Origin of the sequence: Mesorhizobium sp. M0815, assembly GCF_040319995.1 — a bacterium.
GTDB lineage: Bacteria > Pseudomonadota > Alphaproteobacteria > Rhizobiales > Rhizobiaceae > Mesorhizobium.
Genome location: NZ_JAMYOU010000041.1, coordinates 21916 through 35771, shown reverse-complemented (window position 1 = coordinate 35771; position 13856 = coordinate 21916). Strand labels below are relative to the sequence as shown.

The following is a 13856-nucleotide window of genomic DNA, read 5'->3' as shown; positions in this document are numbered from 1 at the left end:
TCTGCGCCGGCCAGCCGGCTTAACCCTCGTACCGTTGCATATCGGATGACGGGCCGCCCTCAGGCCCAGCAATCATAGGGACTAGCTACGTTCACTCAATCGGGCGGCCATACTCGTTTTCCTTTTTTCTCATGAATACGGGAGTGGTTGAAAAGGAAGGATATCCGGCTTTTCCTGCTTTTAACAGGCAGGTTAACTTCTCGTGGATGCCACCCAAACGCTCCACGGCCAACAAATCCGCCGCAAGTGACCGATATGTCCGTGCAATTGGGTGACGGCTAGATTTTAATCCGCGAAAAAGTTGGCCCAGGCCAGCGGATAGTCCCACTGAAGGGCCGGAGAGTCCAATAGAAAACGATAGAGACGGCCCGTTAGTTGTATTTACTGCATACTTATCAAGTATGGATTTGTTGTTATCAGAAATAGATCGAATAATATTAGCGATTTCTGCCTTCTTTTCCAAAAACGATAAATGTGCGAGGTTCGCCAATTGATCTCTCGCTTGGCTGAACTCAGGCTGATTTCGAAGCTCCAGGGCTAGACCTAGCGCGGCGCGGGGGTCATCGGTCTTTGTCATTAGCCAGCTTGAAAAAAATGGCTGTCGAAATTCGAGCGCTGTGCAGTCGGTTAGTTGAGCTGCCGAGGTAATGGTTCGAACAGAAATCTCGTTTGCACTATAGATTAGCTTGTCTTCCAGGGTCCATGGCTGCATTCGCAATGCAGAAAGTGCATATGCATCTCTAAGGGGCGACAGGATAGGAGTGAGGCCAAGGCTCCGACCAATGTTCTCATAGAATCTAGAGCGTTCAGCAATCCACCCATAAGCGAACACCGCTTTCGCAAGCGTATCTTTATGGCCTACGCCCTTAGAGTTTGGATTATCGTGCCCGATCCGCTTAATGAACGTCGATAAAGTTTCACCTTGATAGGAACGCCTGTGAACCAAGGAGCGGTCTAAGATGACAGTTTCCGCCCGTTGGGTATTTGGCATTCGGCCAAAATCAGTCGCCTCATTGCCATATGCCGCAATGGTTGGGCCAACAAGGTTCTTCTCGTCAAAGCCACCCACCAGATAAGTCAAAGTTAGATATTCACTTGAAACAAATATATCCCAACGCAGCTGGGGGCGCAGCAATAGCTGTTCGAAGAACCTAAGTGCCTCTCCGGCTGGCTCTCCATCCGCCATCTCAAAAGGTTGGTCGGCGGCAAAAGAAGCTGCCTCTTCGCTTGCCAGTCTGTAGTCTTCATCGCTAATTTGTGCAGTTTTTATAAAAGAAAAAGTTGATTTTCGTCTATTTCGATAATACTCGATATAATCGTCAACGAGATAGATTTCGTCATAAAAGAGTATCGTATGGATCAGTTTTTCAAAGCACGCTATATCGTGATCAATATTTAACAGATTTCGCGTTTCTGAGATTGCAAGCAATCTCTCGACTGCGCTCAACGTAGAATTGTCCACGAGCGCCATGCGGGGATTATTCACGTGCGTTTATCTGCCCCATTTATAAATGCATTCTCCAGAACCCAATTTTTGGTGCTGGTTGGTTGCTTTCGCGATCTCAGAACTCGTAGCTCTAAATTATATCCGTGATCGCCCCCTCCCGAATTTTGCATATTAAAACGGACTCACGGCACCCGGTCCTTAGGTGGATTGGGATCATTGCCATGGCTGTCGCTGTCACGAATCGTACCATCCTTTTTATGCTCAACGAGCTCACCGTCTGACTTCTCTGCGAGGTCACGGCCACGTTCCATAGCAGGAATTTTTGTGTCGTAGTGATTGCTAGCTCTTTCGGCTCCTTCCCGTTTAACGTCCCATCCACCCTCAGGATTGGGGACGACATGGTAATCTTTGCTCATCGCTATGTCCCTTTAATATGTTGCCACTTTGTTCTACTTGAAGTTAGCGTACAAGGCAATCATCCTTGTACGCCAAAATTCAGTGTCCTCAGCTCCTCAACTACACCCGCTCGTAGCCCCGCACGTATCGCACTTCTCGCAAGTCCCGTTCCGCACCATCGTGAAATTGTGGCATTCCGAGCATTCGTTGCCGGTGTAGCCCTGCATCAGCGATTGCTGGCGCCGGTTGGCGGCGAGCGCTTTGGCTTCGGCTGCTTCTTTCGCCGCCTCGTCGGTGAACAGCTCCGTCGGATCAGACGCTTCCGCATAGACGATGTCCTCGACCAGTTCCCTGGCGCGCTCCTCGTAGTCGCGCTTGTAGGCGATGGCTTCGTCGCTGGCCGGCTTCAACGTCAGCACGTTGGAGCCGGAGAAGGCGGTTGGGGCGGTACGGGACGGAGTTCCGGAGCCCGCGCCGGCAAAGCCCTTGGGCTCCGCACCCATGCCCGACACCAGCTTGACCGGCGAGGCACCGCGGGTGAGACCCTTGGAGAAGGGCGTCGCCTTGCCTTCGTTGATGCCGCGTCCGAGTGCAGTCTTGTCGAAATCCGACTGGTCGACATGGGCGAGATCGTGGCGGCCGAGATAGGAGACAGCCAGTTCGCGGAACACGTAGTCGAGGATCGACGTGGCGTTCTTGATCGCGTCGTTGCCCTGCACCATGCCGGCCGGCTCGAACTTGGTGAAGGTGAAGGCCTCGACATATTCGTCGAGCGGCACGCCATATTGCAGGCCGAGCGAGATGGCGATGGCGAAGTTGTTCATCATCGCCCGGAAGGCCGCACCTTCCTTGTGCATGTCGATGAAGATCTCGCCGATACGGCCGTCGTCGAACTCGCCGGTCCTGAGATAGACCTTGTGGCCGCCGACGACCGCCTTCTGGGTATAGCCCTTGCGGCGGTTCGGCAGTTTCTCGCGGTCGCGGTAGAGACGCTCGACGACGCGCTCGACGATCTTCTCGGTCACCTGAACGGCGCGCTGCGCGGCCGGTGCCGCGATCAGCTGCTCGACGGCTTCGTCCTCGTCCTCCTCGCCATCGGCGAGCAGCGAGGCATTGAGCGGCTGCGACAGCTTCGAGCCGTCGCGATAGAGCGCGTTGGCCTTCAGCGCCAGCTTCCACGACAGCATGTAGGCGCCCTTGGCGTCTTCCACCGTCGCGTCGTTCGGCATGTTGATGGTCTTGGAAATGGCGCCGGAGATGAAGGGCTGCGCCGCCGCCATCATCATGATGTGGCTGTTGATCGACAGCGAACGCTTGCCGATCTTGCCGCACGGGCTGGCGCAGTCGAACACCGGCAGGTGCTCGGCCTTCAGGAACGGCGCGCCTTCCAGCGTCATCGCCCCGCAGACATGGATGTTGGCGGCCTCGATGTCCTTCTTCGAAAAGCCAAGCGCCGGCAGCATCTCGAACGAGAAATCGTTGAGCTGCTCATCGGTGAAGCCGAACGTCTCCTTCACCCAGTCGGCGCCCAGCGTCCACTGGTTGAAGACGAACTTGATGTCGAAGGCCGACTTCAGCGCGGCATTGAGTGCTGCGATCTTTTCGTCGGTGAAGCCTTTTGCCTTGAGCGAGCCGGGATTGATGCCCGGCGCCTGGTTGAGATTGCCGTGGCCGACGGCATAGGCCTCGATCTCGGCGATCTGGCTCTCGGAATAACCGAGCGTGCGCAACGCTTCCGGAACCGCACGGTTGATGATCTTGAAATAGCCGCCGCCGGCGAGCTTCTTGAATTTTACCAGCGCGAAATCGGGCTCGATGCCGGTGGTGTCGCAATCCATCACCAGGCCGATCGTGCCGGTCGGCGCGATCACCGTTGCCTGCGCGTTGCGGTAGCCATGCTCCTCGCCAAGCTCGATGGCGCGGTCCCAGGCGGCCTTGGCATGGTTGGCAAGCTCCTGCTGCTTGAGATCCGAGGCGACCAGCGGCACCGGGTTGACGGCAAGCTTCTCGTAGCCGTCCCTTTCGCCATAGGCAGCACGGCGGTGATTGCGCATGACGCGCAGCATGTTCTGCGCATTGCGGTCGTAGTCGGGGAAGGCGCCGAGCTCGGCGGCCATTTCAGCCGAAGTGGCATAGGCCGTGCCGGTCATGATCGCGGTGAGGGCGGCGCAGATGGCGCGGCCCTCGTCGGAATCATAGGGAATGCCCGAGGTCATCAGCAGGCCGCCAATATTGGCATAGCCAAGGCCGAGCGTGCGGTACTCGTAGGAAAGCTTGGCGATCTCCTTCGACGGGAACTGCGCCATCATGACGGAGATTTCCAGCACCATGGTCCACAGCCGCACCGTGTGCTCGTAGGCGGCGATGTCGATGGTGCCGTCGGCGTTGCGGTAGGGCAGAAGGTTGATCGAGGCCAGATTGCAGGCGGTGTCGTCGAGGAACATATATTCCGAGCACGGATTTGACGCCCGGATCGCACCGGCCGAGGCGCAGGTGTGCCAGTCGTTCATCGTCGTGTTGAAATGCAGGCCGGGATCGGCCGACGCCCAGGCGGCATAGCCGATCTTTTCCCAGAGATCGCGCGCCTTCAGCGTCTTCAGCACCTTGCCGTCCTTGCGGGCGGTGAGATGCCAGTCTCCATCCTGCTCGACGGCGCGCAGGAAATCGTCCTTCAGCGACACCGAATTGTTGGAGTTCTGGCCGGAAACGGTGAGATAGGCATCCGAATCCCAGTCGGTGTCGTAGGTCTTGAACGACATCGAGGTATAGCCCTGCTTGGCGAACTGGATGACGCGGTAGATGTAGTTCTCCGGCACCGCGTCCTTCTTGGCCGCCTTGATCTCGCGCTTCAGCGCGGTGTTGACCGCCGGATCGAAGCAATCGTCGCCATTGCCTTCGCAGTTGATGCAGGCCTTCATGATCGCTTCGAGGTGCTTCTTGACGATCTTCGAGCCGGTGACCAGCGAGGCTACCTTCTGCTCCTCATTGACCTTCCAGTCGATGAATTCCTCGATATCGGGATGATCGGCGTCGACGATGACCATTTTCGCGGCGCGACGCGTCGTGCCGCCCGACTTGATGGCGCCGGCGGCGCGGTCGCCGATCTTGAGGAAGCTCATCAGGCCCGACGAGCGGCCGCCGCCCGACAGCTTTTCGCCTTCGCCGCGCAGGAACGAGAAGTTGGAGCCGGTGCCGGAGCCGTATTTGAACAGGCGCGCCTCACGCACCCACAAATCCATGATGCCGCCCTCGTTGACGAGGTCGTCCTGCACGCCCTGGATGAAGCAGGCATGCGGCTGCGGATGCTCGTAGGAAGACTTCGACTTGGTCAGCTTGCCGGTGAACGGGTCGACATAGAAATGGCCCTGGCTCGGGCCGTCGATGCCATAGGCCCAGTGCAGGCCGGTGTTGAACCATTGCGGCGAATTCGGTGCGACGCGCTGGGTGGCCAGCATATAGGCGAGCTCGTCGCGGAAGGCGCGCGCGTCTTCCTCCGACTTGAAGTAGCCGCCTTTCCAGCCCCAATAGGTCCAGGTGCCGGCAAGCCGGTCGAAGACCTGGCGGGCGTCGGTCTCGGAACCGTAGCGCTCGGCTTCCGGCAGCTTGGCCAGTTCAGCCTCGTCGGCGACCGAGCGCCACAGGAAGGAGGGGACTTGCGTCTCCTCGACCTTCTTCAGCCGTGCGGGGACGCCCGCCTTGCGGAAATATTTCTGCGCCAGGATATCGGCGGCAACCTGGGAGAACTGCGCCGGCACGTCGATGTTGTCCAAGCGGAACACCACCGAGCCATCCGGATTCTTGATCTCCGAAAGCGCCTTGCGGAATTCAATCTCCGCGTAAGCTGATTGCCCTGGCTTGGTGAAACGACGCTCGATGCGCATTGGTCCGGTCCCTTTTGTCTACATATAGCGCTTTTCCCAGAGGATTTCTGCCCTCGTGACGAAACGCGCATGGCCGCCGTCTGCCGGCGTTCGAAACCGCCGGCTCTCATAGTCACAGTCTCCGCGGCCCTGCCGGTCGAGCCTCTTGCGAGGCCGCTGTCCAACGCGCTCACGGACCCTGTGGGTCCCTCAAAACTGAAAACTTTTTGTAACGCCCTCGGTCGAGGGAAATTCACATTATCTAGCGTCGAACCTACCTGCAAACACTAAATATAGTGTTAACAGACAATTTATTCAAGTCCGACAATCCTCCCCTTTTGCCCCCCAAGGCTTCAAAATCCCACGCCTTCGCCGGCCTCGTAAACAGGCGGGAATGCGGATCAAAACGCACATATTCCGGGAAAAAGACCGGCCTCGAAACTTTTCCGGTCGCACTCTCAACAGGAGCGCATGGCCTATAAAAGGCGACTCGTTTTGCGCCGTCAAGGATTCGTTTGCGTAGCTTTTATGACCCCAACATCTTGTGTGTCACATATGTGGATAACGGGGACAGAAGCGCGCTGATTTCCGTTTTTGTAGCCACAAGCCTGGTGCCGACGCTCGAAGGCCTTCGCCGCAGCGAAGACCATGCCGACTCGGAAGCCATGTGCCGACTCAGTTGAAGCGATGCGGGTCAGCACCGAAATGGGCGATGATCTGACAAAGGTCGGGCTCGTTGACCATGCGTACCGCCTCGGCGGCGCTGACCCATTTGCGGATGCGCGCCCGCTTTTCCTTCCACCGGTCGGCGACCTTGTCGACGTGCAGCGGAAACACCAGCACCTCGCAGGGCACTTCCTCGCCGGACGCCAGCACCTTGGCATAGAAATAGCGGCCGGCCTCATGATGCGAGATCGTGCCGCGCAGCCCGGCCTCTTCGCCGGCCTCGCGCGCCGCTGCTTCGCAAAGCGGCTCCTTTGCTTCCGGCCAGCCCTTGGGAAGCACCCAGCGGCCGGTATCGCGGCTGGTGATCAACATGACCTCCACGCCGTCCTCGCTATCGCGCCAAGGCAGCGCTGCAACCTGCAGGCGGGACGGCACCGTGCCGAAGAGTCGCCGGACTCTTTCGGCCAGATGGTTGTGCGTCGTTGGCCTTGTCAACATCGGAGAAGCTTGCCCCAGCTTCCAGAATCGTTTGCCGTCTCGTAAATCTTACGGCTAATCATAAGCAATAAAAGTAAAAAACTTCATGTGGACTGGTTAACCACTCCAATGGGCGTCGATTAAGGAAATATCGTGTGCCGGGGCCACTCCTTCAAGGAGTGCTCGACGCTGTCTTCCGACGGAAGCGGCGTTACCGCGAATCAGCCGGCGTGGTCGTCGGCGATCGGCTTTTGGTAGGTGAAGCCCATGTCCCAGGGAAAATAGATCCAGGTGTCCTGGCTGACCTCGGTAACGAAAGTGTCGACCATCGGCCTGCCTTTCGGCTTGGCATAGACGGTGGCGAAATGCGCCCTAGGCATCATCGCGCGCACGATGCCCGCCGTCTTGCCGGTGTCGGTGAGGTCGTCGATGATCAGCACGCCAGCGCCGTCATCGGCGAGCAGCGCCGGGGTGACCTCCTTCAGCACCTGCAACTGCCCCTGGCTGGTATAATCGTGATAGGAGGCAACGCAGACCGTCTCGATGATGCGGATGCCGAGCTCGCGCGAAATGATGGCGGCCGGAACCAGGCCGCCGCGCGTGATGCAGACGATTGCCTTCCATTGCCCCTTGTTGGCGCCGGCAAGCCGCCAGGCGAGCGCGCGTGCATCGCGGTGGAACTGGTCCCAGGAGACCGGGAAGGCTTTTTCGGGCAGGGACATCTTTCGCGCACTCCGCAAAGCGCGCATCGCGCGCAGACACTATGGAATGCGGGCGGAATTAACTGGAAAGGCTTGGCCTTGGCAAGGGCGCGGCAAAGCGATTGTCCAACCCGTGATCTCTATCAACTTACCGCGACAGGAAAGCCGCCACCGGCGCGGTGCGCAGCACCGTTCGCGTCACCCCGCCGAACAGCAGCTGGCGCAGCCAGGAATGGCTGTAGGCGCCGAGCACGAGCAGGTCCGCGCCCGATTCGGCGACCCTGGTCTGGATGATGTCGTCGACCGAGGCGCCGCCGGACCTCAGCACCGAGACGCTGACGGTCGCGCCGTGCCTGGACAGCGAGGCGGCGATCTCGGCGCCGGCCGTTTCCGGCGCCTCTTCGAGCGTATCCGGCGGGTCGATGACGACGATGTCCGTCTTCTCGGCCTCGATGATGAAGGGCAGGGCATCGAAGGCCGCGCGTGCGGCCTCCTTGCTGCCGTTCCAGGCGAGCAGCACGTGCTTGAAGCTGGTGACCAGCGGACCCGAATGCGGCACCACCAGCACCGGCCGGCCGGCATCGTAGACCAGCGTGTCGACGTCGGCGCTCGGATCGCCGCTCGATTCGCGCTGCGCGGCGATGATCAGATCCGCGGTGCGAACGGTCGAGATACCGGTCAGCGCACTGTCGCCGGAAAAACTCTCGAGGCTGCGCCACTCGAACGACAGGCCGGAATTCTCGACGCGTTTGTGAAAGGCGGCCTGCAACTTCTCGGCGCGCTCCCGGTTCATGTCGGCCGAAACCTGCAGGAACTCGGTGTCCGGAAAGCCGGTGGCCGAGGTGTAGGGCACGGGCAGCGCCTCGGCATGAATGCCGATCAGATGGCTCTGGAACCGGCTGGCCAGCGGGATCGCGCAGTCGAGAACGCGCTCGGCGTCCTGTTCATTCTGCAATATGGCGACAATGGTCTTGAAGCGCATGGGCAATCCCTCAGTTTTTCGGCGATCCCACTCGTGACAAACGTCACGGCGCGATGCTTGGTTCCGTCACGCCTGCCGATCAGCCCACCTTGCTTGCCTTGGTCAGGCCCGCCACCATAACCTCTACGTCGGCGCGCGCGGAGTCCAGCGCCTGCTGGCTGCGGGCGCGCACCACCAGTTCCGTCCAGAATTTGCCGTCGCCATATTTCGGGTAGGAGCCGATGATCGTATCCGGATGCGCCTTCTGGATGTCGCCCAGCGGGCCGCCGATCAGGCCTTCACCGAACGGACATTCCACGGTTGCCGACAGCATTTTGGTGCCGGCCCGTAATGTCGGCACGACATTGTCGAGCATCGCCTGGAAAATCGCCGGCACGCCGGCCATGACATGGACGTTGCCGATGCGAAAGCCCGGCGCAACCGACACCGGGTTGTCGATGTGGTCTGCCCCGCGCGGCATCCGCGCCATGCGCTTGCGCGCTTCGGTGTATTCGATGCCGCGGGCAGCATAGCTTGCCTCCAGCAGGGCGTAGGCCCTGGCGTCGTATTCGCACGGCACGCCGAAGGCCTTGGCGATGGAATCGGCGGTGATGTCGTCATGCGTCGGGCCGATGCCGCCGGTGGTGAAGACATAGCTGTAGCGGGTGCGCAGCGCATTCACCGCAGCGACGATCTCGTCTTCCTCGTCCGCAACGATGCGCACTTCCTTCAGGTCGATGCCGATCGCCGTCATGATGTCGGCGAGGTGGCCGATGTTCTTGTCCTTGGTGCGGCCGGACAGAATCTCGTCGCCGATGACGAGCATGGCGGCGGTGACGATTTCGGTCATGGCAGGCTCCGGCAACGGGTCGCCTGAGATAGCGCGGCGAACGGCCGGCGGCAATGCCGCCAAACGACGGATCCACCTGTGCCACCTCCCTTGCAGTGGAACCTTCGGCGGGTGATGCTGCGCCGGTTTGGGCCATGAGCAAGAACATGCCGGTATCGATTCTTCTATGGCTGCCCGGCGCGCTGTTTCTGCTGGCGCTCGTCGTGGCAGCTTATCCTGTGCTGGCGACGCTGCGGATTGCGGCGAAAGCCGAAAGGCTGGTGCCGGCCAGCGGTAAATTCATCGAGATCGACGGCAATCGCATCCATTATTTCGAGATGGGCGAGGGGCGGCCGATCGTCTTCCTGCACGGCCTTGGCGCGCAGCTTCATCAATTCCGCCACACGCTGTTCGGACGGTTCGGCCCGAACTATCGGCTGATCGCGCTCGACCGTCCGGGTTCCGGCTATTCGGTGCGGGCCAGGGGCGCCAGCGGGCGGCTACCCGAGCAGGCCGAGATCGTGCGGCATTTTATCGAGGCGCTTGGACTGCAAAAGCCGCTGATCGTCGGCCATTCGCTGGGTGGCGCCATCGCGCTGACGCTGGCTGTCGAGCATCCCGAGGCGGTTTCCGGTATCGCCTTGCTGGCGCCGCTGACCCATCTGGAGCCGGACGCGCGCGAGAAGTTCGGCCCGCTATACATTCAGTCGCCGCTGCGGCGCCGGATCATGGCTCACACGGTGGCGATCCCGGCGGCTCTCAGATACGCAGAACGCACGCTGGCCTTCATTTTCGCGCCGCAGGCGACGCCGGCCGACTATATGGTCGAGGGCGGCGGCTGGTGCGGGCTCAGGCCAAGCCATTTCTATGCAACGTCGACCGATGTCGTGGCCATCGAGCACGACCTTGGCCGTATCGAGCAACGCTATCGCGAGATCACCATGCCGGCTGGCATTCTGTTTGGTGCTTCCGACGTCGTGCTGGGCATCGATATCCATGGCTGGCCGCTGATGGAAAAGATCAGCGGGCTCGATTTCGAGCCGGTCGAGGGGCTTGGCCATATGCCACAATTCGTCGGGCCGGAACGGGTCGTCGCTTTCATCGAACGCATTGCCGACCGCGCATTTGCGCCGAAGTCCGACACCATCAGCTGACACGCTCCCGGAACCTCACGCAAAGGTGTGCAACCCGCCGCAGCCTCGGCCGGCAGGGTGCCTCGGGACATCCCGGCCGCCGGGAATACCTCCGAACTTATTCCTTCACGGCTCCGGTCATCGAGGAAACATAGTGCTCGACAAAGAACGAATAGAGCACCACCACCGGCAGCGAGCCGATCAGCGCTCCCGCCATCAGCGCCCCCCATTCATAGACGTCCGAGCGCACCAGTTCGGTGAGCACGCCGACCGGCACAGTCTTGTTTTCGGACGACTGGATGAAGGTCAAGGCGTAGATGAACTCGTTCCATGACAGCGTGAATGCGAAGATGCCCGCGGAAATCAGGCCCGGCACCGACAGCGGCAGCACGATCTTGGTGAGGATCTGCCAGCGGCTCGCCCCGTCGATCAGCGCGCATTCCTCCAGCTCGAACGGGATCGAGCGGAAGTAACCCATCAGCAGCCATGTGCAGAACGGGATCAGGAAGGTCGGATAGGTGAGGATGAGCGCGAAGGGCGTGTCGTAAAGCCCAAGGTTGAACACCATCACCGACAGCGGAATGAACAGGATCGACGGCGGCACGAGATAGGCCAGGAACACCGCGAGGCCGACCTGCCGCGCCCCGGAGAACCGCAAGCGTTCGATCGCATAGGCAGCGAACACTGCTGCCAGCAGCGACAGGAAAGTGGCGGCGGTCGAGATGATGATCGTGTTGAGCAGCCAGCCCGGATAGGACGTCTCGAAGAGAAGATAGCGGATATGCTCGAGCGTCGGATGCACCACCCAGAATGGATTGAAATTGGCGTAGTCGGTCATCTCGAGGTTGGGCTTAACCGCCGTGATCGTCATCCAGTAGAACGGAAACAACAGCACGATGACGAATATCAGCAACGGCAGGTAAACCGTCACCACGCGGCGCGGCACACTCTGCAGGTAGCCCATGCCGCCTTCGTCGAGTTCGGGGCGTTTGCTCGTTTCGATCGCGGTCATGTCAATCTCCGCCGCCCTGCTGCCATTTGCGGCGTTGCAGGCCAAAGTAGCTGAACAGGATCGCCGCCAGCAGGAACGGGATCATGGCGACTGCGATCGCGGCGCCTTCGCCAAGCTGGCCTCCGGAAATGCCGCGCTGGAACGACAGCGTCGCCATCAGATGGGTGGCGTTCACCGGCCCGCCGCGCGTCAGCACATAGATCAGCTGGAAATCGGTGAAGGTGAACAGCACCGAAAACGTCATGGTTATGGCGATGATCGGCGTCAGCAGCGGCAGCGTCACATAGCGGAACAATTGCCAGCGGCTGGCGCCGTCGAGCGTGGCGGCCTCGTAGAGCGACTGCGGAATCGTCTGCAGGCCGGCAAGCAGCGTGATCGCCACGAAAGGAATGCCGCGCCAGACATTGGCGGCGATGACCGAAGCGCGCGCATTCTCCGGATCGCCGAGGAAGTTGATGCGATGGTCGATCAGGCCCATTTCCATAAGCGCCCAGGACAGGATCGAGAACTGCGAATCGTAGATCCACCAGAAGGCGATGGCCGACAGCACCGTCGGCACCACCCAGGGCAGCAGGACGATCGCGCGGAAGAACGACTTGAGCGGCAGGTTCTGGTTGAGGATAAGCGCCAGCCAGAGGCCTAGCGCAAACTTCAGGATCGAGGCGCTGATCGTGTAGAGCAAGGTGTTGAAGACGGAGAGCCAGAAGACGGCGTCATCCCACAGATATTCGTAGTTCTCGATGCCGATGAAGATGCCGGGGCGGCCGATGCGGGCATCGGTGAAGCCGAGCCAGACGCCGAGCCCGAGCGGATAGGTTAGGAAGACCAGCAGCAGCGCCGCCGCCGGCAGCATGAAGCCGAAGCCAAGCGCGTTATGACTTTCAGACACGAACGTCAAAATGCGCGACAGCGTCGACCGGGGTGGCTGAGCGGCAGCGGAGGTCACGGCCATGGGTCGGCTCCTCTAAGTCTCATTGATCGGCCAGGCGGCCATGCGCGATTCGAAGCCGGGCAGCATGGCTGCCCGGCTGAATCCGCTCAAACGCGATAGTAGCGGTTTGCGCGCTTCTCGGCTTCTGCCATCGCTTCTTGCGGCGTCGCCTGGCCTGTCACCGCCTTGGCGAACATGTCGACCAGCACATAGTCGGCCATGGTCGCCGCCGAAGCATAGCCGAGCGGGCCGGCATAGCCGTTGGGCCGCAGCGTCGCCGAGGCCTTGGCGTAGGCGGCATTGTTCGGATCGGCCGTCCACACCGGGTTGTTGTCGAAGGCTTTGAGCGTCTGGCAGCAATAGCCCGCCGAGGACGTGATCCACTGCGACATTTGCTGTTCCTCGAACATGAACTGCAGATAGGCTTTGGCCGCATTGGGATAGGGCGTGTAGTCGAAGATCACGGCCGTGGTCACCTGGAACAGCTCGACGGATTTCCCGACAGGACCGATCGGCAGGTTGGTCGTGCGCGTGTCCTTGGCGATTTCGGTCAGTTTCGGATCTTTGTCCTTGTTGATCTTGGCGGTGTTGTAGGCGGAAATGCCATTGGCGATCACGCTCAATTCGCCGGCCAGGTAGGCGCGGTTGTTGTTGACGTCGAGCCAGCTTTCGGTACCGGGAATGAAGGTCTTGTAGAGCTGTTGCGCGTATTCGATCGCCTTCAGCGTCTCGGGGCTGTTGATCGTCACCTTGCCGCTCTCGTCGACCATCTGGCCGCCATGGCTCCATAGCAGCCAGTGGGCGTAGTTGTTGCCGTCGCCGACGCCGTGGCCATGCGTGAAGCCGGCCGGGTGTCCCTTCGCCTGCAATGCCTTGCAAAGCTCGAGCAAGCCTGCCGTGTCCTTCGGAAATTCGGAGAAGCCGGCCTCCTTCACCCAGCTTTCACGATAGACGATGGCATTGCCGATGGTGGCCAGCGGCAGGCCGAGGAATTTGCCTTGCCGTGTCGCATATTGCTTCGGTCCATCGTGCCAGCCGCCATATTTCGAGCCGAGATATTCGCCCAGTTCCGTGACGTCATGCAGCTTGTCGGGATATTGATGCGGGTCGTCGAACCAGACCAACATCAAGTCCGGGCCGGAGCCGACATTGGCGGCGACCGCTGCCTTGGGACGGATGTCCTCCCAGCTTTCCTTGTCGACGCGGACCTCGACACCGGTCGCTTCGGTGAAGCGCTTGGTGTTGGCCAGCCATTGATCCTCGTCGCCCTGCACGAAGGGCGACCAGCGCAGCAGCCTGAGCTTGGCGCCGTCCTCGGGCTTGTACTTCAATCCCTCCTGGGCAAAGGCGGGAGAGCCGATGAACCGGCTTCCCAAGGCTCCCGCCGCAGCGCCGGCGGTGGTGCGGATCACGTCGCGTCTGGTGAATTTCATGCTCGCTTCC

At 60.4% G+C, this 13856-nt stretch carries 11 protein-coding genes; 1 reads left to right on the top strand and 10 read right to left on the bottom strand.

Features of this window, described 5'->3' with window-relative positions:
- Positions 1–91: 91 nt before the first annotated feature.
- From NKI01_RS28265 to NKI01_RS28235, 7 genes are all read right to left on the bottom strand, one after another.
- Positions 92–1447, bottom strand: coding sequence for a hypothetical protein (locus NKI01_RS28265; RefSeq protein ID WP_352965415.1), 1356 nt, complete (start codon positions 1445–1447; stop codon positions 92–94).
- 182 nt (positions 1448–1629) lie between these two features.
- On the bottom strand, positions 1630–1863 hold the full coding sequence (locus NKI01_RS28260) for a DUF2188 domain-containing protein (protein WP_352965413.1): 234 nt from the start codon (positions 1861–1863) through the stop codon (positions 1630–1632).
- A 96-nt stretch (positions 1864–1959) separates the two neighbouring features.
- Positions 1960–5724, bottom strand: a complete 3765-nt coding sequence (locus tag NKI01_RS28255) for a vitamin B12-dependent ribonucleotide reductase (RefSeq protein WP_352481147.1) — start codon at positions 5722–5724, stop codon at positions 1960–1962.
- 654 nt (positions 5725–6378) lie between these two features.
- Positions 6379–6867 carry an NUDIX hydrolase gene (locus NKI01_RS28250; RefSeq protein ID WP_352790689.1) on the bottom strand — a complete coding sequence of 163 codons (489 nt, stop codon included), beginning with the start codon at positions 6865–6867 and terminating at the stop codon, positions 6379–6381.
- A 200-nt stretch (positions 6868–7067) separates the two neighbouring features.
- Complete coding sequence (gpt, locus tag NKI01_RS28245; protein WP_352481145.1) at positions 7068–7568, bottom strand: xanthine phosphoribosyltransferase; 501 nt, start codon at positions 7566–7568, stop codon at positions 7068–7070.
- Between the two features lie 127 nt (positions 7569–7695).
- Positions 7696–8529, bottom strand: coding sequence for a universal stress protein (locus NKI01_RS28240; protein ID WP_023717430.1), 834 nt, complete (start codon positions 8527–8529; stop codon positions 7696–7698).
- Positions 8530–8608: 79 nt separating this feature from the next.
- Positions 8609–9358 carry a competence/damage-inducible protein A gene (locus NKI01_RS28235; RefSeq protein ID WP_352481143.1) on the bottom strand — a complete coding sequence of 250 codons (750 nt, stop codon included), beginning with the start codon at positions 9356–9358 and terminating at the stop codon, positions 8609–8611.
- Between the two features lie 146 nt (positions 9359–9504).
- On the opposite strand from NKI01_RS28235, the gene NKI01_RS28230 reads away from it, so the two are divergent.
- A complete protein-coding gene (locus NKI01_RS28230) occupies positions 9505–10491 on the top strand; it encodes an alpha/beta fold hydrolase (protein ID WP_352965409.1) in 987 nt (328 codons plus the stop codon).
- A gap of 97 nt (positions 10492–10588) precedes the next feature.
- Here NKI01_RS28230 and NKI01_RS28225 read toward each other — a convergent pair whose 3' ends face one another.
- The 3 genes from NKI01_RS28225 to NKI01_RS28215 all read right to left on the bottom strand — a co-directional run bounded on the left by NKI01_RS28225 (position 10589) and on the right by NKI01_RS28215 (position 13846).
- On the bottom strand, positions 10589–11482 hold the full coding sequence (locus tag NKI01_RS28225; protein WP_023717433.1) for a carbohydrate ABC transporter permease: 894 nt from the start codon (positions 11480–11482) through the stop codon (positions 10589–10591).
- A gap of 1 nt (position 11483) precedes the next feature.
- Entirely contained in the window at positions 11484–12335 is an 852-nt protein-coding gene (locus NKI01_RS28220) for a carbohydrate ABC transporter permease (RefSeq protein WP_502899482.1), read from the bottom strand.
- 185 nt (positions 12336–12520) lie between these two features.
- Complete coding sequence (locus tag NKI01_RS28215; RefSeq protein ID WP_352965407.1) at positions 12521–13846, bottom strand: ABC transporter substrate-binding protein; 1326 nt, start codon at positions 13844–13846, stop codon at positions 12521–12523.
- Positions 13847–13856: the final 10 nt, after the last annotated feature.